This is a genomic window from Endozoicomonas sp. SCSIO W0465 (assembly GCF_023716865.1).
In the GTDB taxonomy this organism is placed as follows: domain Bacteria; phylum Pseudomonadota; class Gammaproteobacteria; order Pseudomonadales; family Endozoicomonadaceae; genus Endozoicomonas.
The window spans coordinates 4,446,848-4,468,519 of sequence record NZ_CP092417.1 but is presented as its reverse complement, the minus strand read 5'-3'; the positions used below and the strand labels follow the sequence as shown (position 1 = coordinate 4,468,519).

Sequence of the window (21,672 nt, the reverse complement as noted above, 5' to 3'; positions counted from 1 at the left end):
TATGAAGGTAAGTGTCTATCGCTATAATCCGGAAACCGATAAAAAACCATATATGATGGCGTTCGATGTCACCATCCCGGAAGGCAAGGACCTGATGGTTCTGGATGTTCTCAATCTGATTAAAGAGCAGGATCCAACGCTGGTTTACCGGCGTTCCTGCCGGGAAGGTGTTTGTGGCTCCGACGGTTTGAGTATTGGCGGTACCAATGGCCTGGCCTGTATTACCCCTTTGTCGGAAGCTGCCAAGGGTAACAAACTGGTCATTCGTCCACTGCCCGGATTGCCAGTGATCAGGGATCTGGTGGTCGACATGAGTCTTTTCTATAAACAGTATGAAAAGATCAAGCCATATCTGATTAATGACAAACCAGCTCCGGCAATTGAACGCCTCCAGTCTCCTGAAGACAGAGAAAAGCTGGACGGACTCTATGAGTGTATACTTTGTGCCTGTTGCTCAACTGCTTGTCCTTCCTTCTGGTGGAATCCCGATAAATTTGTTGGGCCTTCCGGGTTGCTGCAAGCTTATCGTTTTCTTGCTGACAGCAGGGATACGGCGACTGAGGAGCGTTTGGCGGAGCTTGATGACCCATTCAGTGTTTTCCGTTGCCGAGGTATCATGAACTGTGTCAATGTCTGTCCCAAAGGATTGAACCCGACCCGGGCTATTGGTCATATAAGACAAATGTTGTTTAAGAGTGCAACATAGTGTAATGGTATGGTTGTGGGTCATTCCACCGTGTTGGTGGTTGTTGGCGATAAAAATTGCTCCCTGTGAATCTTTTTTTGGGGTTGCCTCCGAACCATGGAGCCGCAAAATTAGCTAAGCTGTGTCAGGAGTGTGCAGGCGGCTTCTGGTATTATTTAGCCTGCTATTAAATATATATGAAATGAATTGTGCTGCTGCCATCCGGGATGATGGGGGTCGCAACAGCTTGAACCAGCAGGGGCGGTCGGAAAACATCCGATCTTATCTGAGGGGGATTGTTCACTGACTGATTATCGTGACCATCAGTGACGTCTGTTTTTCAGCCCATCAGGGTTGTTACAAACAGGCAGACTCCCGGGATAAGCCCCAGACACATGGGGTAATGATCATGCAAGAAGGTGTAATGCAGCGGATGTGGAATTCATCCCACATTGCCGGGGGAAATGCTGCATACGTCGAAGATATGTACGAACGCTATCTGCGCGATCCCAATAGCGTAGAAATTCAATGGCGTGACTATTTTGAAAAGTTGCCCCCGGTCAGTGGTGGAGGAGCAGACGTTCCACATTCTACCATTCAGGAAAATTTCATTCTTATGGCGCGTCAGCGTCAGACTACCCGCCCGATTCAAACATCGTCTGTTTCCAGCGATCATGAGCGCAAGCAGGTGCAGGTTCTGCGCTTGATCAGCGCTTTTCGGATTCGTGGTCATCAGCAGGCGGTTATCGATCCTCTTGGCGTGATGAAACGGGAAGAGTTTCCGGACCTGTCCCTTGCATACCATGGTCTTAATGAAGCAGATCTGGATACCGGGTTTCAGACGTCAACTCTGTTTATCGGCAAAGAATACGCTTCGCTTCGGGAAATATACGACGCCTTAAAAGCCACCTATTGTCAGTCAATTGGCGTTGAGTACATGCACATTCCCCAGACAGAAGAACGTCGCTGGTTCCAGAGTCGGATGGAAAGTGTTCGCAGCCGACCGGAAGTGGGTGTTGAAGCCAAGCTTCACCTGCTTGAGCGATTGACTGCAGCGGAGGGTCTGGAAAAATATCTGGGTACCAAGTTTCCCGGAACCAAGCGATTTGGCCTGGAGGGCGGTGAATCACTGATCCCTATGCTGGATGAGATTATTCAGCGTTCCGGTTCCTATGGTTCCAAGGAACTCGTTATCGGAATGGCTCACCGTGGCCGCCTGAACGTGCTGGTCAATATTCTGGGGAAGAAGCCGGGTGATCTGTTTGACGAGTTTGAAGGCAAGAAGCTGGTTGAGCGAGGCTCCGGAGATGTGAAATACCATCAGGGTTTTTCTTCCAACGTGATGACACCGGGTGGTGAGGTACACCTTGCCCTGATGTTTAATCCATCGCATCTGGAAATTGTTACTCCGGTTGTTGAGGGTTCCGTCAGGGCTCGTCAGGACCGCCGTAAGGATTTAGTTGGTAACCAGGTCGTCCCTATTGCCATTCACGGTGATGCCGCTTTTGCCGGACAGGGGGTTGTGATGGAAACCCTGCAGATGTCCCAGACCAGGGCCTATAAAACCGGTGGCACCATTCATATCATTATTAATAATCAGGTTGGCTTTACCACCAGTTTCCGTGAGGATGCCCGCTCAACGGAATATTGTACCGATGTTGCCAAGATTGTGGGTGCGCCGATCCTCCATGTTAATGGTGATGATCCTGAAGCGGTTCAGTTTGTCACCAAGCTGGCACTTGATTACCGGATGGAGTTCCGTAAAGACATTGTTGTTGATCTCGTCTGTTACCGTCGTCGCGGGCATAATGAAGCGGATGAGCCGTCCGCAACCCAGCCAATGATGTACAGCAAGATTAAAACACACATGACTACCCGCGATCTTTATGCCAAGGCTCTGTTGGGTGAAGGTGTTATCAGTGAGGCGGACGACAAAGAGTTAGTAGAGAGTTTCCGTAATGTGCTCGACAACGGCGAACATGTGGTCAAGTCACTGGTAAAAGAGCCAAATAAAGAGCTCTTTGTTGACTGGACGCCTTATCTTGGCCACGAATGGACTGCCCGTCATGATACCCGTGTTGCAGTAGGAACACTGCAAGCGTTAGGTCAGAAGCTCTGTGAAATACCGGAAGGTTTTGTGCTGCAGCGCCAGGTCAGCAAGATCGTTGAGGACCGCCGTAAAATGGCAGCAGGTGCTCTTCCTATTAACTGGGGATGTGCTGAACTGCTGGCTTATGCGTCACTGTTAATGGAAGGTAGTGAAGTTCGAATTACCGGGCAGGATGTCGGTCGGGGAACGTTTTCTCACCGTCATGCGGTGTTCCATAATCAGAAAGACGGTTCAACTCTGGTCAATCTGGCCAGGCTTTCCCGGGATCAGCCACGATTCCAGATCTGGGACTCATTCCTGTCAGAGGAAGCCGTTCTTGCTTTTGAGTATGGTTACTCTGCCACGACGCCCAACGCACTGGTTATCTGGGAAGCTCAGTTTGGTGATTTTGCTAACGGTGCGCAGGTGGTTATTGATCAGTTTATTTCCAGTGGTGAGCACAAGTGGGGGCGCCTGTCAGGGCTCACCATGCTGCTGCCCCATGGTTATGAAGGTCAGGGTCCTGAGCACTCATCTGCCCGGCTTGAGCGATTCCTGCAGTTATGTGCGGAACATAATATTCAGGTCTGTGTTCCGACAACGCCCGCTCAGGTGTTCCACATGTTGAGACGGCAGGTGTTGCGTCCGCTTCGTAAACCATTGGTGGCATTTACCCCCAAGAGTCTGCTCCGCCACAAACTGGCTACCTCCTCTCTGGAAGAGCTGGCAGATGGCAGTTTCCAAACCATAATTCCTGAGATTGATGGGCATGAGCCATCAGCGATTACCCGGATGATTATGTGCTCAGGCAAGGTTTACTATGACCTGCTTGATAAGAAGAGAGCGGAAGGTTTGAATGATACGGTTGTTATCCGGATTGAACAGCTCTACCCGTTCCCTCAGGACGACCTGGATGAGCTGATTAGCAGCTATCCAAACCTGAAAGATGTGGTCTGGTGTCAGGAAGAACCAATGAACCAGGGGGCATGGTACTGTAGCCAGCATCACATGCGTCGCTCAGTTGCCGTACATCCCAATAAAATGATGAGTCTCAAGTACGCAGGGCGTGAAGCATCAGCAGCTCCGGCATGTGGCTATATGTCAACACATGCTCAGGAGCAGCAGCAATTGGTAAACGATGCTTTCAGCATTTGAATAAAGAAAATTTTCTGCTCAAGACTGAGCAGTGATGTTAGTCAAACGGCCAGCAGGTATTACTTATCGATCTGGCCAGAGCGTTTAACACAGTTTCTGTGAATAACGCTCCATGGGGCGAAGACGCAAAGGATAAATAATGGCCACTGAAATTAAAGCACCTACTTTTCCTGAATCCGTTGCTGATGGCACGGTTGCCACCTGGCACAAGAAGCCAGGTGAGCAATGTCAACGGGATGAGCTGCTGGTTGATATCGAAACCGACAAAGTTGTTCTTGAAGTTGTTGCCCCGGCAGATGGTGTTTTGAGTGACATTATCAAGCCTGAAGGTGACGTTGTTCTCAGCAATGAAGTCGTTGGTATCTTTGCAGAGGGAGCTGCTGCTGGCATTGCCCCGGTATCTGCTGAAGCTTCGGCTGCCCCGGCAGCTTCATCGGAAACTGTCAGGAAAGAACCGGTTCTCAGTCCTTCAGCACGGCGGATGGCTGATGAGAAAGGTCTTGATCCTGCGGCCATTACCGGTACTGGTAAAGGTGGTCGTGTAACCAAGGAAGACGTGGTTCGTCATGTAGAAGGTGGTGGTCAGGTCTCACCTGCCCCGACTACAGTATCCACTGCGGCAGCATCCACTGCATCAGCTTCAGCACCTCGGGTAGAGGCAACAGCACCGGTATTTGCCGGTGAACGTATAGAGAAACGGGTTCCAATGACCCGTTTGCGTGCCAAGGTTGCTGAACGGCTGGTTCAGGCCCAGCAAAATGCGGCCATGTTGACTACGTTCAACGAGATTAACATGAAGCCGGTCATGGAACTTAGAACCCAGTTCAAGGATCTGTTTGAGAAACGTCATGGCGTACGGCTTGGTTTCATGTCTTTCTTTGTCAAGGCCTGTGTTGAAGCGCTTCGCCGCCATCCGGTGGTCAATGCCTCTATTGATGGTAACGACATTGTCTACCATGGTTATCAGGATATCGGGGTTGCCGTTTCCAGTGATCGAGGGCTGGTTGTTCCGGTGCTTCGTAACACAGAAGATATGAGTCTTGCCGATATTGAGGCAAAAATACGCGAGTTTGGTAAAAAGGCAATGGATGGTAAGCTTGGCATCGATGAGATGACGGGTGGAACATTTACCATTTCTAATGGGGGCGTATTTGGTTCACTGTTGTCAACTCCCATCCTGAATCCACCTCAGTCAGCAATTCTGGGTATGCATAAAATTCAGGAACGCCCGATGGCGGTTAATGGCAAGGTGGAAATTTTACCGATGATGTACCTTGCCCTGTCCTATGACCACCGATTGCTGGATGGTAAGGATGCAGTCACCTTTCTCGTGACCATCAAGGAGCTGCTGGAAGATCCGGGCAGAATGCTTCTGGACGTTTGATGACAGATTGTCTGGGAGCGCCTTATTTTTTTCTATAACACTGTGCTCCCCGTTGTTGTCTTGATCTGTTAAACCTTGTTTTATAAACCGTACGTTTTGGAAATAACTTATGGCAAATCAGTTCGACGTGGTGGTTATTGGCGCAGGCCCTGCTGGTTACGTCTGCGCTATTCGCGCAGCCCAGTTGGGGCTGAAGACTGCCTGTATTGAGAAGTGGTCCGATGATAAGGGCAAGGCCAGACTGGGCGGTACCTGCCTGAATGTTGGCTGTATCCCTTCCAAGGCACTCCTCGATAGCTCCCACAAATATATTGAAGCCAAGGAAGATTTTGTCAGACACGGCATTATGCACAGTGGCGTCGAGATCGACGTACCTGCCATGCTGGCCCGTAAGGACAAAATTGTAAACCAGTTGACTTCGGGTGTTACCGGCCTGTTCAAGGCAAATGGAGTGACCTTGTTGGAAGGTGCCGGTAAAGTGCTGTCTGGCAAGCAGGTTGAGTTAACCAGGGCTGATGGCTCTGTGGAAGCGGTTGATGCTGCGAACGTCGTGATTGCAACCGGCTCTCGTCCTATTGAAATTCCACCCACTCCGCTGACTGATGGTCTGATTGTTGACTCTACCGGTGCTCTTGAGTTTCAGGAAGTCCCCAAGCGTCTGGGCGTTATCGGTGCTGGTGTGATTGGTCTGGAGCTGGGCTCTGTATGGGGAAGACTGGGCTCTGAAGTGGTGGTTCTTGAAGCCCAGGATAAGTTCCTGCCTTTGGCTGATCAGCAGATTGCCAAAGAATCCCGGAAGATCTTCGCTAAGCAGGGGCTTGATATTCGTTTAGGTGCACGTGTTACCGGTTCTGAGGTTAAGGGTAAGGAGGTTGAGGTTACTTATCAGGATGCCAATGGTGATGAGCAGAAGCTGTCCTTTGATAAGTTGATCGTTGCTGTCGGCCGTCGTCCTTTTACTGAAAACCTGCTGGCTGCTGACTCCGGTGTAAATCTGGATGAGCGTGGCTTTATTTTCGTTGATGACCACTGCGTAACTGACGTTCCTGGTGTTTACGCCATTGGGGACGTGGTTAGAGGCCCTATGCTCGCTCATAAGGGCAGTGAAGAGGGCATTATGGTTGCGGAAATCATTGCTGGCCAGAAGGCACAGATGAATTATGACCTGATTCCTTCGGTTATTTATACTCATCCTGAAGTGGCATGGGTTGGTAAAACGGAAGAAGAAGTCAAGGCCAGTGGCGAAGAGTACAAGGTGGGTACCTTTCCTTTTGCCGCCAGTGGTCGTGCGCTCGCTGCCAATGATAGTCATGGCATGGTTAAAGTGATTGCTGACAAGGTAACTGACCGTATTCTCGGTGTTCATGTCGTCGGCCCAAGTGCTGCTGAATTAGTGCAGCAGGGGGTTATTGCCATGGAGTTCGCCGCCAGCAGTGAAGATCTTGCGTTGACCATTTTCTCTCACCCAACCCTGAGTGAAGCGCTGCACGAAGCCGTTCTGGCTGTTGACGGCCATGCAATTCATATTGCCAATCGCAAGCGGCGCTAAATCTGTCTATTGTAAGTGGAGCGGTCAGGGTCGACCTGCTCTCTTCTCCCAGAATATATCCAGGGATATGGATTGACGAGAAACTTAAAAACAACGCTTAAATAAAAAAGAGGGCCGCGTCAGAATGAATCTTCACGAATATCAGGGCAAACAGCTCTTTGCCAAATATGGGCTGCCCGTGTCTCATGGCGTCGCTGCGGATACTCCAGAGCAGGCAGCCGCTGCTGCCGATGTAATCGGTGGCAATCAGTGGGTTGTTAAGGCACAGGTTCACGCAGGTGGCCGCGGTAAGGCGGGCGGTGTTAAATTGGTTACCAGCAAGGACGAAATCCGTGCGTTTGCAGAACAGTGGTTAGGTAAAAAACTGGTCACTTACCAGACGGATGAAAATGGCCAACCGGTCAGCAAGATACTGGTTGAAAGCTGCACTGAAATTGATAAAGAGCTTTATCTTGGAGCCGTTGTCGATCGCGCAACCCGTCGCATTGTTTTCATGGCTTCCACCGAAGGTGGTGTGGAAATTGAGAAGGTGGCAGAAGAGACGCCGGAAAAAATCCTCAAGGCGATCATTGATCCGCTGACCGGCGCTCAGCCTTTTCAGGCTCGTGAGTTGGCGTTCAAACTGGGCCTTGAAGGTAAACAGATCAAACAGTTTACCCAGATTTTCCTTGGCCTTGCCAAGCTCTTTCAAGAGTGTGATCTTGCTCTGCTTGAAATCAATCCGCTGGTTATCACCAAAGAGGGTGACCTCCACTGTCTTGATGCGAAAATCAACATTGACAGTAATGCCCTGTATCGTCAGCCACAGCTAAAAGCCATGCATGATCCTTCCCAGGAAGATGCCCGTGAAGCCCATGCGGCAGAGTGGGAGCTGAACTATGTGGCGCTGGATGGCAACATTGGCTGTATGGTGAATGGCGCAGGCCTTGCCATGGGGACGATGGATATTGTCAAGCTGCATGGCGGTGCTCCCGCGAACTTCCTCGATGTGGGTGGTGGTGCAACCAAAGAGCGGGTTACAGAAGCATTCAAAATCATTCTTTCTGATGACAGTGTGAAGGCGGTTCTGGTTAATATCTTTGGTGGTATTGTCCGCTGTGACCTGATCGCTGAGGGTATTATCGGCGCTGTCAAAGAGGTAGGTGTTGAAGTGCCCGTGGTGGTTCGTCTGGAAGGCAATAATGCTGAACTGGGTGCACAGACCCTTGCCAACAGTGGGCTTGATATCATTGCCGCCAACAGTTTGACCGAGGCTGCTCAACAGGTAGTTAAGGCAGCGGGGAACCAGTAATGAGCATTTTAATTAATAAAGACACGAAAGTTATCTGCCAGGGGTTCACCGGTGCCCAGGGGACATTCCATTCCGAGCAAGCCATTGCTTATGGCACTCGCATGGTGGGTGGTGTAACCCCCGGAAAAGGAGGTCAGACTCACCTGGGCCTGCCAGTGTTTAACACGGTTGCTGAAGCGGTTGATCAGACGGGTGCAGAAGCTTCCGTTATCTATGTTCCAGCCCCTTTCTGTAAAGACTCCATCCTTGAAGCAGCGTATGCAGGCATCAGATTGATTGTCTGCATTACTGAAGGTATCCCTACGCTGGATATGCTGGAATGTAAAGTCAAGTGTGATGAGTTGGGTGTCCGTCTTATTGGTCCAAACTGTCCGGGTGTCATCACACCTGGTGAGTGCAAGATTGGTATTATGCCCGGTCACATCCATCTTCCGGGCAAGGTGGGTATTGTTTCCCGTTCCGGCACCCTGACCTACGAAGCGGTCAAACAGACGACGGATTATGGCTTTGGCCAGTCTACCTGTGTGGGTATTGGTGGTGACCCGATTCCCGGTTCAAACTTTATCGATATTCTGGAACTCTTTCAGAATGATGATAGGACCGAAGCCATCGTTATGATTGGTGAAATCGGTGGTTCTGCAGAAGAAGAGGCAGCTGCTTACATTAAGGAGCATGTGACCAAACCAGTGGTTTCCTATATTGCCGGTGTAACAGCACCTCCGGGCAAGCGTATGGGCCATGCTGGTGCAATTATTGCCGGTGGCAAGGGTACTGCCGATGAGAAATTTGCGGCACTTGAATCTGCCGGAGTCAAGACGGTTCGAAGCCTTGCTGATATTGGTGAAGCATTGAAGGCAATTACCGGCTGGTAATAAAACGGCAGTTCTAAAAAAATCCAAAAAGAGGGTAAGTGAATTATCCTCTTTTTTTTGTCCCTGATGACTGGCAAATCGGTATCTTGCTATAGCAAACCGCAGGAAATTTAAATATCCTCCCTGATTTTGCCTGGGAGCCTGCCGGTGGATACGTTTGATTTGAATCCAGACAAGTATCGACTTGTCAGAGCCCTCAGACCCTTTTCATTCTCAGTTGCCCTGGTGACCTGCGGTTTGGGGGTGGCTCTGGCCTATCAGCAGGGGAATGGCAATGGACTCAGGGCATTGCTGGTTATTTTTGCGGGATTACTGCTTCAGGCTGCCTGTAACCTTGCCAATGATTATGCCGATATTGTTCTCTGGCGCCAACAGCCCGGAGAGCTATCCAGACAGGTTATCTGCCAGATCAAAATCAACTTCCTGCTTGCCGGTATTTTTTCTTTTGTGGCTTGCCTTATGGGCCTGTGGCTGGTTAAGGAGGTTGGCTGGCCATTGCTGATGCTAGGTATAATTGGTGTTGTTGGTGGATACTTCTACACCGGTGAGCCGGTAAACTATAAGCAAAGAGGCTGGGGGGTTCCTGCGGTATTCCTGTTTACCGGTGTGTTGATGGTTAGTGGAGCTTATTATGCTGTGGGTGGCGTATGGAGTAATGAGGTCGTCTGGATATCCATACCGGTAAGTCTGTTGGCTTCAGCACTTATCCTATCCAATGAGATCCGGGATTACCTGGATGATATCAGCCATAATATTCGCACCTTAACCGTTCGAATAGGGCTTTTTAAAGCGAAATGCCTTTATGCACTGTTTCTGCTGGCCGGTTTCCCGCTCAGTGTTGTGCTGCACTATTTGGGAGAGTTGGATAACCCTCTTTATCTGCTGGTAGCACTGCCTTTTGCTATTGCACCTATCAAACTGCTTTCCAACCATTCAGGTGATATTGAGATGGTTCGTTTACCTCCGCTGACAGGACGTTTTTTTATCATCTTTGGTTTAGGCTTCATCCTTTCTATTGTTTTGTAGGTGCAGGAAGGACGGCTTTCCCATGAAAGGCCAATTGTTCTCTCCATCATTTTTGATCACTGTAATGGAAATTTCGTTAAAGCAATAAAGGATCTATCCAGAGGATGACAACCAATAACTTCATATCCTTCAAATATTGACTATTTATTTGATTTGAGAAGCAGGGCGTTGGGGGCATCATCTCAATGTTTCTCCGGATTGGGTGCTGGTTCACTAGTATCTGAAAACAGTGATATACCTCTTGAAGGATTTATTACCGGAAACGCTTGATCTTGGCTAAGTTACCGTTAATGGTTGAATCAGCTAAACTCCCATAAAATCTACGTTGTAGGGGAGTGATATGCAATCTGAACTCTTCCAGAATTTTATTGATTCCATTTCAACATTAACCAGTGAACAGCGAGACATTCTTAACAACTCGCTCCTTAGTACTCAAATAGAGGTTACCGAGGTAGTAGAAACCACTGACTCTGAACCTGTTTACAGTGAATCTATACCCAATAACGATAATGCAACACCTGACGTAGAAAAGAGCATACTTGCCCAATTTGCCGAAAACCCCAGGTGCCCCAAATGCAAAAGCCATAGCGTTGGTCGCTGGGGCATACGAAATGGCCGACAGCGCTACCACTGCAAGACTTGCGACTCAACGTTTAACGCCTTTAGTGGAACGCCTTTGGCAAGGCTCAGGCACCCTGAAAAATGGAACAAGTACCTCGCAGGTATGACTCACTCTATGGTCTTGCGACCAGCTGCTGCTGAGAATGCCATTGACTTGAAAACTGCGTTCCGCTGGCGTCACCGCTTTCTTGAAGTGATTAATAATGATCAAGCAGAAGAGCTTTGTGGCATTACTGAGCTTGATGAAACATTTTTCCGTGAATCCTTCAAAGGGCAAAGAGAAGGCCTTCCACGGCCAACCCGAAAGCGGGGTAATGATCCCAACAAAGCCCGAAAAGTCCCGGTAATGGTGGCTCGGGACCGTAATCGAAATACCGTTGACGGTGTATTAGAAAACGAAAGTGCTAATGAATTGTGCAGGCATTTAAATGGCCGCATATCGATACAGGCCACGGTCTGTGCGGATGCACACCTCGCTCACGAAAAACTTGCTGACAAGCTTGGATTTGTCTTCAAGGAGCTGGTGACATCAGCAGGTCAACATGTTGTTGAAGGCATCTACCACATCCAGACTGTAAATTCTTATCACAGTCATTTAAAACGCTGGATTGGCGGCGTATTCCAAGGGGTTGCAACTCGTTACCTTCCCCATTATCTGGCCTGGAGGCGAGAACTGACGGCAGCAAAAAAATTAACTGTTGGCCGGTTGATCAGCAGAATTACTGAACATTGGTGCTTCCAACCATTAACGGTAACTTAGCCCTTGATCTTGCTGATTTCTCGGTTTTCTTTTTTCTGAGTCTAGCTTTTTCTTATTATACCGTTCCCTTTCACGTTGATTTCTCAGTTTTCTTTTTTCGGGGTCTTTCATTCTTTCTCTGTACAGTTCCATTTGCCGCTGATTTCTCTTTTTTCTTTTATCGGGGTCTTGCATTCGCTCCCTTTCGCGCAAATTTTTCAGGTTTCTTTTTTCTGGGTCTTGTCTTTGCTTACATTGGTGCAGATTTTTCAGCTTTCTTTTTTCTGGGTCTTTCATTCTTTCTTTATATAGTTCCCTTCTACGCTGATTTCTATTTTTTCTTTTTTCAGGGTCTTTCATTCGCTCCCTATCGCGCAGATTTTTTTGCTTTCTTTTTTCGGAGTCTTGCATTCGCATCTTTTGGCACTGAACAAGCAAGCGATTAGAAATTTCTTCTATCGAGCACGTTTGTTTATTACTTCTGATTTGGTGTAGTTTTAGTGAGTTAACTGAAGTTACGCAGCTAACAGCTCTCTCAGCTGCCCCAACGAAGCTTTCAGCCCTGCCATATAGATTTTGGCTCTGAGCTGAAAGTGATTCAGATTTACTTTCAATGACAATACTTCCAACCTGAAGGCTGAGTAAATTGAAAGAAAGATATGATTACTCTGTGTTCTCACAGTATGCGCCGGTGACTTGGCCATTGACGCATTCGATTTCAGCGTTTTATGGAAGACCTCGACTTTCCACCGTTTCTCGTAGATTGCCTTGAGAGTCTCGGCATCACAGTCAAGATCGCTGCAAACCAGATAGAGAATGCCTGTGCTTCCGTCTTTGTTTTTAAAGACCTGACGGTATAGCAGAACAGGGAAATCGACACCTGCTATCCACCCTTGTACAGGCTTATCTTCTGAAAAATCAACAGTATCTATACGCTGTGAACGGCCTTGTAATTTGTCGTCCAGACTGAGGGATACCTTGCGGTTTGACTTCATCGCCATCAGGAAATGTTTATTACAGTCGTGTCGAATAAACATCATATTGTCGTTTGAGCAAAACCAGCTATCTGCAAGGACATAGCGGAACATCTTAGGGTAGACATTAAGCTCAAAAAAGGTTCGTTTCCGGCGGCAGAACCCACCTTGAACAGCCACAATAAAGCTTCGAAACCATTATCAATGGCTGAACAAGATGAGTACTGCAAATAGTAGATTAGTTGAAAAAAACTGTTGACCTGTTTCGACCGGTCAGAACTCCTAAGTATGGCGGAACAGCTTGGTTTTACTATACGACAGCGAGATATCCGTCCTTTGGATTTTATCCTCTCACTGATCGATGCCCTCGCTGGTGATGGAAACTGCGATACCCAGGCGGATCTACACCGTAAATTTAACGAGTTGACGGGGCTGAATGTCTCTTATCGTTCTTGGGCAAATCAAGCTAAAAAGGACGCGCTGCCTACTCTTATCCTGTGGCTATGGGTGCAGTGTCTGGAAATATTTTCCCGCAAAGTCATGGCGTTTGATGAAGACAGTCCATTTTCAGAGTTTGAGCACATTCTGATTCAGGACGGTTCGTCACAAGCTGTCTATGATGCCCTGAAAGAAGCATTTCCCGGCAGGTTCTCAACGGTCAGTCCTGCTGCCGTCGAGCTTCATACGACAATGGATCTTCTCACCAACAACCTGGTGCGGGTGCAGCTGACTGAAGATACCCGTTCAGAAAGAGACTGTCTGCCACCACTGCCAACATCCATGGCCTATATCCTGATGCTAATGGATGCCGGTTATTTTGAGCTGGAACTCTTTGCCGCTATTGATGACAGGGAGGGTTCTTTTATCTGCAAGGCACCTCAGAGTATCAACCCGACGATACTCAGCGCGGTACGGGAGGATGGCAAGAATCTCAATCGCTACAAAGGACAAAAACTGAAGGATGTACTGTCTGGCTTCCCCAAAGACCAGTGCCTCGACCTGGATGTAGAATGGCCGGGATTCAAAGCCTGGCCATTCCGCTTGGTTGTCCGCTGGAATGACAAAAAACAGAAGTGGGTTTTCGTTGTGACCAACCTGAACCGGGTGGAGTTCACCTTGAGTGATGTGCTCCAGGCCTATCGTCTACGGTGGCAGATAGAGCTGATTTTCAAAGAGATCAAATCCTATTCAGGGTGGCATCGTTTTAACACCAAATCAGCGACACTGGTGTTTAGCCTGATTCTGATGTCCTTTGTGGTTGTGACGTTGAAAAGGTACCTTGCCCATGCTGCACAGGCGAACCTCTGTGAAAGTGGGAGCATTGAGGAAATCTCGACGCACAAGGTGATGAAAAGTGGGACTCACCTGTTTGGTAATGTGATTTCATCGTTGATGAATGCAGGAAAGTCATTGGTCTCATGCATTAAAAAGCTACTGGACTTCTGGGGAAATAATGCGAAACGAGAACACCCTGCACGGGATGGTTGTTCAGGGCGTACAAGATTAGGCTTCTGTGCAGTGGGTGGAGCTTAATGTCTACCTTAAGAGCGGAACATAAGCTGGTTATGGCAGCAAATCATCAGCATCTCCCGCATCATTTCATTTTTGGTTTGCTCTGCATATCGTCTTACCTTTTTTGTCTTCAAGTCGGTGTACAGGATGGTTTTCTCGATCAATTTATAGGCGACAGGAATCGACGCATCTCCGGCATGGTAGTGTGCATTGAGCAGATTTATACCTTTCACGGTGCGATTTTTTGTATGATCAAAATGCCAGGTGTTCAGGGCATTCTCTTTGCTGAACTGCTTTTCCTGAATCGTATCGTCAAAGATCAAAACCCCATCACTGCACTCAACCTGTCGCACGACGGGTTTAACGTAAAGCCATAAGTCACGACTGGTAAACTCATTGTTTGAAAGCAATCGGGTGAATTGGTCATGACTGTAGACATTATCCAAAAGCTCTGACACTCCCGCTGCAGTGGTCTTCCCAGACGACGACAACAGGTAGTCAGAATAAAGTTCTATGAGATCATTTTTCATGCCACCAATAATGGCTGATTTTCAGCAAGGTGCGTAACTTGAGTGAGTTAACTAGTTCTCGTCCAAAAACACAACCAATTGAAAACTGTAGATTTTATCCTGAAAAATTAAGTGGAGCCCTACTGCTATCTGGCGACTAAACTTCCCAAGAGCAAGAAACATAAGGGATTGCCAAAAACAGAGGACTCCAAATGCGCAAAAAACGCAACCCGCAGTGTAGTATGGAACTCCATTACGTACCTCATGAAATCTGCTCCCAGCTTTCCGGTATCTCGCAATGGCTTGACGCCCATCCACAGTTCAATGACTGGATTTATGAGGACTTAAGTTCTGGTGATAAACAGAACACTGGGCGGAACGGACTATCAGCAGAATCCGTTCTTCGTGCGGCACTCCTGAAACAGTATTTGAATTGTGATTATGACTACTTGTCGTTTGTTTTGATGGACTCCATGCTCTTTCGAGACTTTTGTCGCCTCGAACCAAACCAGCGCCCCAGTCGCTCCAGTTTGCATGGGCTCATCAGCCTTCTTACTGCATCTACATGGGAACGGATTAATAACTGTCAGCTAATGACCGCTAAAGATCAGGGTATTGAAAAAGGGCGCACTGTGGCTATTGACAGCACAGTCACCGAATCGGATATCAAACCTCCTTGCGACAGTGATCTTTTAGCCAGTTCCGTTAAAGAAATTTGTCGGCTGCTGGAACGGGGACAAACACTGACAGCGACACCGCTTTATGAATATACCCATCACAACCGAGCCGTAAAAGATGCGGCCAGAAAATGCATCTACGCTGGCAAAGAAGAGCGGCATCAGCATTATAAAAAACTGCTGCAGTTGACCCGAAAATCCCGGAAGGTACTTATCGAAGCTACTGTCACGCTAGCAAACGCCCGTCAGCAGGGGCAGTGTCTCCTGGCTGATGATGCCGACAAGTGGCAGGCCGATGTGGATCACCTGTTACCCCTGGTGGATGCAATAGTCTCCCAGACAGAGCGCAGGGTCTTTAAGGGTGAAAAGGTGCCAGCCCAGGAAAAAGTGGTTAGCCTGTATGAACCCCATACGGATATCATCGTAAAAGACAGGCGGCAAGTACAGTATGGCCATAAACTGAACCTGGTTCAGGGAAAAAGTCGATTGATCCTGGACCTGGTTATTGAGGAAGGTAACCCAGCGGATTCGGACCAATTCATTCCGATGATGGAAAGACAAAAAGAAATTTATGGTCGTGTACCTCGCCAGACAAGCGGTGACGGCGGATACGCGTGTCGCGCTAATTTGGAAGGCTCTTGTAGGATTTCAGACTGCTACTGGGTTGAACATTGCTGAAGCCCTTTATCTACAAAGGTTGTCAGCATATTGTCCGGTAATGTTGCCCAATCCTTGTTTTTCGTGACCTACAGTCAGTTTTCACTGTAGAGCAGTTCGTAATCAAAATAGAGCCATTTGGAAAAAGCCAAGGCCATGGGAATCAGCGATGTAGCTTTTAATAAGAAGCGCGGACTTGAAGTCGAAGAGATGACTAAAAGTCAGTATGTGTATAAAACGCTCTTTCGCTTCCGGGCAGGTATTGAAGCGGGAATTTCGTGGCTAAAGAGATGTTTTGGGCTATCACGTTGCCACTGCAAGGGTTCTGAGCGTTTTGATTCTCATTGCTGGTTATCGGTGGTCTGTTACAACCTGGTGATTCTGGCCAGACACCCGGCACCATCCTGATAGCCACCTCCACGCTACATGAAAGTACCTTTCCAGCATGGTGGGAGGATGTTTTCTGCCTGCTTTTCGCGTTTTTCTCCAATATCCGTCCCAGATTAGAGAAAAAAAGGGAAGAGTTTTTGCGGCTCTCTGGAATTTCAGGAAATATCAAAACGAACGTACAATCTAATTATGATTGCCTGATGCGTTTTTGGACGAGAACTAACTAAAGCAACGGGTCGTAAATCTTGTGGATTAATGAGTCCGGAAGAAATGTTGGTTAATTGATAAGACGGATTCGTATGCCTTGCTGATGTTGGCTCTTCGGTCTCAGGCTTGTTTCCTGACTGGTGAAGCTGCCGGGTAAGGCGCGTGTTGGATATTGATGATAGTGCATAATGAACAGGATCATTACCAGAATTTGCATCGGGAATATCCGTTCTGAAATGGTTTTCTGGAACGGTATTTGTTAGAGGTAAAATAATATATTTATTCAACGAACTAATAGAGTTAGTGTTGTTTTGCTGTTTGGCTGATTGCTTATTGTAAGTAGAGCAAGGAGCGTCCACCGTCTGAACAGGCATGCCTTGATAGGCGGATTGTTGTTCACTGGCGTGAAGTTGGCGTGATTGTTCTGCTAAATCCGATGGTTTGGTATTAAGACCAGAAAAAGTAGATTTGAATGAAGATGAGTTGTTAGTGCGATCCATTGAATTATTGAAGTGTTGATTTATTGAACTACAGCTATGACCACTGCTTATTGCAAAAGTTTCTCCTTTAAGCAGGCTATTCAATACTAATTTCAAAAAAATGTAAATATCTGCTAAGGCTATTAATAACAGTGATTTAAATCTCTTGGAAATTTACTTCAGGAATATCACTTTTGGCTCTATTTGATTTCCGAACTGCTCTGCAGTGAAAATTGGATGTGGACCACGCAATGTAAGGCTTGAGGGCAAATTGCCGAGCAAAGCTCTGAGAGCCTTTAATGATAAGTGCTTCAGCCAGGTTCAATCTGGGAACAGTCTGTAATCCAATAAGAGCCTCACTTTTTTCTTTGTTTACAGGATTTGGTAAGTGTGTTTTAGCAAGTTTTTGCACGATCCAAGTCACAACTATTTTAGCCAGGCTCTCAGTATTGTCGAACTATTGCAAAAAAATAAAGGCAATATTTTTAGAATGCACTAGTCTGAATGAGAATGATTATCATGTGTATTCAGTTTGCCTAAGATAGATCGATAGCTTTCAGTCTGGCACTTACTTAACGCTTATTTTAATAAGGTTGAATTTATATGGTTCATCAGAGCGGAAGTTGGGTTTATCAATTAGAGGAGTTATTAAAAACAATGCAACAAGGTGCAATATCTAACTCTTTACCCCGCTGTTCTATGGGTGAAGCAAGCTGCTCCACTGAGAACACGCAAAATCCAAAGGCTTCACTTTTATCGACAATATTTAATTGTGGTTATGAATTTGTCCGGTCAATTAACCCTCATCATGGTTATCATCAGCAGAATGATGGTGATGGGATACAGTTTGATTTTCAGCCTGAGGTATTTGCCAAGTCAGTAATAAAAACTGTCTCACCTAGTGCTAACTTGCTGATTAGCGGCTTGGAGTTTATCAATAATAACAGATTATTAGCAGTGCCTATGGCTATGATGACCCATATTGTTGGCAGTGCTGCTCATTCTGTTTCCCGAGGTCCAATTGAAATTAACGATGCTGCAACACTGCAACAAATTGGGAAAAAGGAACATCTGCCATTGAATGGGAATTATATACAAACAAGTCCTATTCATGTTACTGGTGATGAATTTCAAGCAATAGGCAGTCAAGAGCAACCTTTTCTTGGCACCTATTATGGTAATGGCACGACAATTTCCGGATTGACAGATTGTTTGTTTGACACAGTCAGCTGCGATGGTTCGGTGAAAAAGGTTGTTATCACTCATTCACACATGAATATTGGCGAACGAGAACCTAACAGGCACCGGGGTTTTATTGCCTGTGCAGCAAAGGAATCAGCATTTTTTACAAGTAACCAAGTGGCAAATTCAGTCGTTACTACGGATAAAAAAACATGGCAATACCCCCCTGAACAGGGCCTTGGTTTAATTGTTGGGCAAGCAAGTGGCGGAGTACAGATGTCCGGCAATCAAGTGAATAACTGCAGAATAGATGCTTCCAGAAAAGAGCAAGTGGGCTTAATTGCCGGTATTGCAGAAGGATATTCAATCGTTTCAGGCAGCAATGTCAGTGGCTCTTCCGTTATTGTTAAGTATGGGGGTTCAAGAGCGTCTGCTGTGGTGGGTAAAGCCTTGGGAAACGTAAAAATTGAATCATCCACACTGACCGATATCAATCTGGAAAGCTCATGTACCTCTCATTATGACGAAACATGTCACAATCAAAATGTCGGTGGTGTGGCTGGATACGCGAGTGGCAACACAGAAATACGAAATACTGTTGCCCGAAATGTCAGAATTATTACCCGTATTTCTTATTCAGATGCGGGTGTGATTGTTGGTAAGGCTGAAGAAAATCTTAAAGTTTTTAATTCCAAAGTTGATGGCTCCAGTATCAACAGTTTTGGGCAAAATGCCAATGTAGCTATTGGGGTCGGTGCTGCTAAACAGAAGGTTCAAATTACTAATACCCATTCAGCTAACTGTACTTTATCCACCGGGAGTAGTCATTCGAATAGCGGGGGGGCAGCAGGTAAGATTGAGGGGCGTGTAGAGGTGTCCAACACTGAGGCTGATCACCTGAGTATATCTACTCATGGAGTTTCTTCCCACATAGGATTCGGGGCCGGATACTCGTCCGGCGATACCATAATTAAGGGCGCAAATGCGGCCGACAGCCATCTAATTTCTTACGGACGAAACAGCGATATTGGCGGTGGGGCCGGAATACTCAGAGACAATACCAGAGTTAGCCATACGACATTAACTAACTGCCATCTTTTAACTCAAGGCCTTGATTCAGACGCTGGTGGCGGTGCTGGAAATATTGCAGGTAATGCGCGTGTTGATAACACGACTATTAACTTCTCGAATATTACAACAACTGCCAGTGATTCAGATGCTGGCTTCTCTGTTGGTCAGGCTGCAGGCAATGGTTTTATTACCAATACCCGGGTAAATAACAGCACAGTTCAATCCTGTGAAGCCAATGGCAATGCGGGGGGAGCAGGGGAACTGACGGGTAATGCAGTGCTGCAAAATACTCAGGTCCAAGACTCAACCATTATTGCCAGGGGTAACAGTGCTTACGCAGCGGCAGGGGCAGGTTTTGCAGGAAGCGATAGCCGGGTTGATGGTGTTGTTAGTAAAAATAACTATATAATCGGTTCAGGCCGATCCAGTCATTCAGCGGTTGGGGCTGGTAAACTTTCAGACAGCGCTAAAGTCGAGAATATTCGAGCTTTCTGTAGCCATATTGAAGCAAAAGGGAAGATGGCCAGTGCAGCAGTGGGCGCCAGTGTTCTTGAAGATACTTCTCAACTATCAAATATTCTTGCTTGTGGGGGAAGTGTACGTACATTGGATGACGGTCATGGCAACGCAAAAGTTGCTGCAGCATCTATCACTGGCGATCCTGAGATCAAAAATGTCACAGCTTGTCATGTCAAAATTAATGACAAGCTTGTCAATAAACACTGTGAAGCCGCAAGCTGTGTTGATGCGTGTTTGCCAAATGCTACTCACAACCCGGTTCTTCAGACATCACAACCTGCTACTTTTGCATCAAAGACCTCGTCGCATTCAGCTTTATCAAGCACTTCGTCTAAACCGACTCTTTCCGCTCAGGCAGCCCAGACTTCACCGTTCAGCCCCGTGATTGGTGAAGACAAGACGGTGAAACACAGCATTCCTCATGGGCTGGCTCACAAAGACATGCCATCGGATTTTCAGGTGCCACAAGAAACACAGACCCTTTCTATGGAAGGGGTTATAGGTTTAGGGATTCTTGGGGGTATTACTATAGGAGGAGCTGTTGTTTATGGTGCAGTCAATATTGCAAGGGCAATGAAAAACGGCGAAACAGGATGGGCTTTGGCTAAGGCCCCCTTTTCTTATGCGGCAAGCGATTTGCGTTCATTATGCCGGTCAAATGGTGTTGCTCAGGATAGCTTTCAAGGTGAAGTCGCCGAGTCAGCAATCAATATGGTTGCAATAGAGCAAGTGCTGGAGGGACAGGAAGAGTAGGTTGAGTGCAACATAAAAAAACCAAGGCCTTCAAAGAATGAGGTGTCGGGTTAAGAAAATCAGCAGTGTGATCTGCACTGTAAATTGTTGGCTCCTGTCAATGAAATACGTTAATGAAGATATCGTCTGCTTTTTATGCCATTTAGTTCCTTGTTATTGCTTAAATTGAACAGGCGCAGTCAATCATTTAAGGCGGTATACAATCCAGCAGTAAAGGGCCTGGTGAGTCTTTGATGGGTAAGAACTGTTACTCCATTTCAGAATGATCTTTTGTCAGTAATAAACCGTCTGGACGCTGGATTCACCCGGTGCAAACGGTTTTCTTTGCAGGTGGGCTTCAGGGCGATTCCTGAAGGTATTGGCTTGGGTCAATGTAGAGACCAAGGGAGCGCTTATCAATGCGCTTTTCCTTGTGTTCAGTCTTGCCGATTTCCTGATACCTGAAGACAACCGTATCGCCAATGTTGACATCCAGTTGCTTGTCTGCCGACAGATATTTGTAATCATCGCCGGCGACAGTCAGAGTATGGATATAGTAATCTGGCATCCCCAGCCAGTCGCTGTGAGGGCCATCGGTATTGATAGCTTCAAGCAAACCACGACCTTCCAGTTTTGGCTGGCGCTTTTGAAAACTTCTTTGCATGGGGCTTTTTTCTCTAGAGATATTTGAATAGCCGTTAGTTGAATGGATCGGCTCGGGAGCGACGTTTATTTCTTTGATGCCAGTTGACGACAACATTCCAGCGCCAGGCCGCCCGAATCAACAGATAACTGATAAAACCAAGCACAACGCCTGACACCAGCGACCCCAGATAAAGAGGCTTCCAGACACGGGCAAGTCCAGCACCCAAGCCCTGAATCGTCAGTTCAAAGGAAGCCTCGCTTACGGGTGTCTGAAGGATAAAACAGCCGATTTTGTATGTAAAATAGAATATGGCGGGCATGGTCAATGGGTTCGTAATCCAGACCAGTGCTACGGAAAGAGGAAGGTTGCAACGAAAAACAATGGCCAGACATGCCGCCAGAACCATTTGGAAAGGCATGGGAATAAACGCAACAAATATACCGACAAAAAATGCGGCAGCGGCAGAGCGGCGATTCAGTTGCCACAGGTTTGCATCATATAATGCAGACCCCAGAAACCGCAGGTGGCGATTTTCCTTGATGGTTTTTGGTTCCGGCAAATACCTTTTAATCAGTTTTTTCGCCATATCTTTCCACTATGTTACAGCTATCGTTACATCAACTCATCATGCTCTAAGCTATGACTTTAGTTCATGGTCTGTAGAGGCTGCCAGCTTTTCAGTATGAAAGTCTTGCTTGCACTTTCC

Annotated in this window: 19 protein-coding genes; 12 read left to right on the top strand and 7 right to left on the bottom strand. The window is 47.1% G+C overall.

The annotated features are described in order from the left end of the window. The first annotated feature begins 1 nt into the window (after position 1). The 8 genes from MJO57_RS20110 to MJO57_RS20075 all read left to right on the top strand — a co-directional run bounded on the left by MJO57_RS20110 (position 2) and on the right by MJO57_RS20075 (position 11,432). Entirely contained in the window at positions 2-706 is a 705-nt protein-coding gene (locus MJO57_RS20110; protein ID WP_252018200.1) for a succinate dehydrogenase iron-sulfur subunit, read from the top strand. Between the two features lie 388 nt (positions 707-1,094). Beyond that, positions 1,095-3,929, top strand: coding sequence for a 2-oxoglutarate dehydrogenase E1 component (locus tag MJO57_RS20105; RefSeq protein WP_252027075.1), 2,835 nt, complete (start codon positions 1,095-1,097; stop codon positions 3,927-3,929). A 139-nt stretch (positions 3,930-4,068) separates the two neighbouring features. Continuing rightward, on the top strand, positions 4,069-5,313 hold the full coding sequence (gene odhB / locus MJO57_RS20100; RefSeq protein ID WP_252018198.1) for a 2-oxoglutarate dehydrogenase complex dihydrolipoyllysine-residue succinyltransferase: 1,245 nt from the start codon (positions 4,069-4,071) through the stop codon (positions 5,311-5,313). A gap of 109 nt (positions 5,314-5,422) precedes the next feature. Next, on the top strand, positions 5,423-6,862 hold the full coding sequence (gene lpdA, locus MJO57_RS20095) for a dihydrolipoyl dehydrogenase (RefSeq protein ID WP_252018196.1): 1,440 nt from the start codon (positions 5,423-5,425) through the stop codon (positions 6,860-6,862). A gap of 124 nt (positions 6,863-6,986) precedes the next feature. After that, entirely contained in the window at positions 6,987-8,153 is a 1,167-nt protein-coding gene (gene sucC, locus MJO57_RS20090) for an ADP-forming succinate--CoA ligase subunit beta (RefSeq protein WP_252018195.1), read from the top strand. After that, complete coding sequence (gene sucD / locus MJO57_RS20085) at positions 8,153-9,025, top strand: succinate--CoA ligase subunit alpha (RefSeq protein WP_252018193.1); 873 nt, start codon at positions 8,153-8,155, stop codon at positions 9,023-9,025. The genes sucC and sucD overlap by 1 nt, the downstream gene beginning before the upstream one ends. A gap of 147 nt (positions 9,026-9,172) precedes the next feature. Continuing rightward, complete coding sequence (locus MJO57_RS20080) at positions 9,173-10,051, top strand: prenyltransferase (protein WP_371924651.1); 879 nt, start codon at positions 9,173-9,175, stop codon at positions 10,049-10,051. A 340-nt stretch (positions 10,052-10,391) separates the two neighbouring features. Next, complete coding sequence (locus tag MJO57_RS20075) at positions 10,392-11,432, top strand: IS1595 family transposase (RefSeq protein ID WP_252017335.1); 1,041 nt, start codon at positions 10,392-10,394, stop codon at positions 11,430-11,432. Here MJO57_RS20075 and MJO57_RS20070 read toward each other — a convergent pair. Both MJO57_RS20070 and MJO57_RS20065 read right to left on the bottom strand, forming a co-directional pair. Next, a complete protein-coding gene (locus MJO57_RS20070) occupies positions 11,418-11,822 on the bottom strand; it encodes a hypothetical protein (RefSeq protein WP_252018191.1) in 405 nt (134 codons plus the stop codon). The genes MJO57_RS20075 and MJO57_RS20070 overlap by 15 nt on opposite strands. A 104-nt stretch (positions 11,823-11,926) precedes the next feature. Further along, positions 11,927-12,499: a transposase gene (locus MJO57_RS20065; RefSeq protein WP_252018189.1), complete on the bottom strand. Its 573-nt coding sequence runs from the start codon at positions 12,497-12,499 to the stop codon at positions 11,927-11,929. 141 nt (positions 12,500-12,640) lie between these two features. On the opposite strand from MJO57_RS20065, the gene MJO57_RS20060 reads away from it, so the two are divergent. Continuing rightward, positions 12,641-13,918 (top strand): IS4 family transposase, encoded by a 1,278-nt coding sequence (locus MJO57_RS20060; RefSeq protein WP_256491761.1) that lies wholly within the window; start codon positions 12,641-12,643, stop codon positions 13,916-13,918. An 8-nt stretch (positions 13,919-13,926) separates the two neighbouring features. Here MJO57_RS20060 and MJO57_RS20055 read toward each other — a convergent pair whose 3' ends face one another. Further along, complete coding sequence (locus MJO57_RS20055) at positions 13,927-14,427, bottom strand: transposase (protein WP_252018185.1); 501 nt, start codon at positions 14,425-14,427, stop codon at positions 13,927-13,929. A gap of 191 nt (positions 14,428-14,618) precedes the next feature. Here MJO57_RS20055 and MJO57_RS20050 point away from each other — a divergent pair, with 191 nt between their 5' ends. Together MJO57_RS20050 and MJO57_RS20045 are read left to right on the top strand one after the other, a co-directional pair. Continuing rightward, complete coding sequence (locus MJO57_RS20050) at positions 14,619-15,761, top strand: ISNCY family transposase (protein WP_252018183.1); 1,143 nt, start codon at positions 14,619-14,621, stop codon at positions 15,759-15,761. 117 nt (positions 15,762-15,878) lie between these two features. Then, positions 15,879-16,148: a transposase gene (locus MJO57_RS20045; RefSeq protein ID WP_252017717.1), complete on the top strand. Its 270-nt coding sequence runs from the start codon at positions 15,879-15,881 to the stop codon at positions 16,146-16,148. Between the two features lie 137 nt (positions 16,149-16,285). On the opposite strand, the gene MJO57_RS20040 is transcribed toward MJO57_RS20045, so the two are convergent. Together MJO57_RS20040 and MJO57_RS20035 are read right to left on the bottom strand one after the other, a co-directional pair. Then, positions 16,286-16,837 (bottom strand): hypothetical protein, encoded by a 552-nt coding sequence (locus MJO57_RS20040; RefSeq protein ID WP_252018182.1) that lies wholly within the window; start codon positions 16,835-16,837, stop codon positions 16,286-16,288. Positions 16,838-16,973: 136 nt separating this feature from the next. Then, positions 16,974-17,228: a hypothetical protein gene (locus MJO57_RS20035; protein WP_252018181.1), complete on the bottom strand. Its 255-nt coding sequence runs from the start codon at positions 17,226-17,228 to the stop codon at positions 16,974-16,976. 191 nt (positions 17,229-17,419) lie between these two features. On the opposite strand from MJO57_RS20035, the gene MJO57_RS20030 reads away from it, so the two are divergent. Beyond that, positions 17,420-20,341, top strand: a complete 2,922-nt coding sequence (locus tag MJO57_RS20030) for a hypothetical protein (RefSeq protein WP_252018180.1) — start codon at positions 17,420-17,422, stop codon at positions 20,339-20,341. Between the two features lie 337 nt (positions 20,342-20,678). Here the strand turns inward: MJO57_RS20030 and MJO57_RS20025 are convergent, their stop codons facing one another. Continuing rightward, entirely contained in the window at positions 20,679-20,984 is a 306-nt protein-coding gene (locus tag MJO57_RS20025) for a hypothetical protein (protein WP_252018179.1), read from the bottom strand. Between the two features lie 34 nt (positions 20,985-21,018). After that, entirely contained in the window at positions 21,019-21,552 is a 534-nt protein-coding gene (locus tag MJO57_RS20020) for a DUF2062 domain-containing protein (protein ID WP_252018178.1), read from the bottom strand. Between the last annotated feature and the right edge of the window lie 120 nt (positions 21,553-21,672).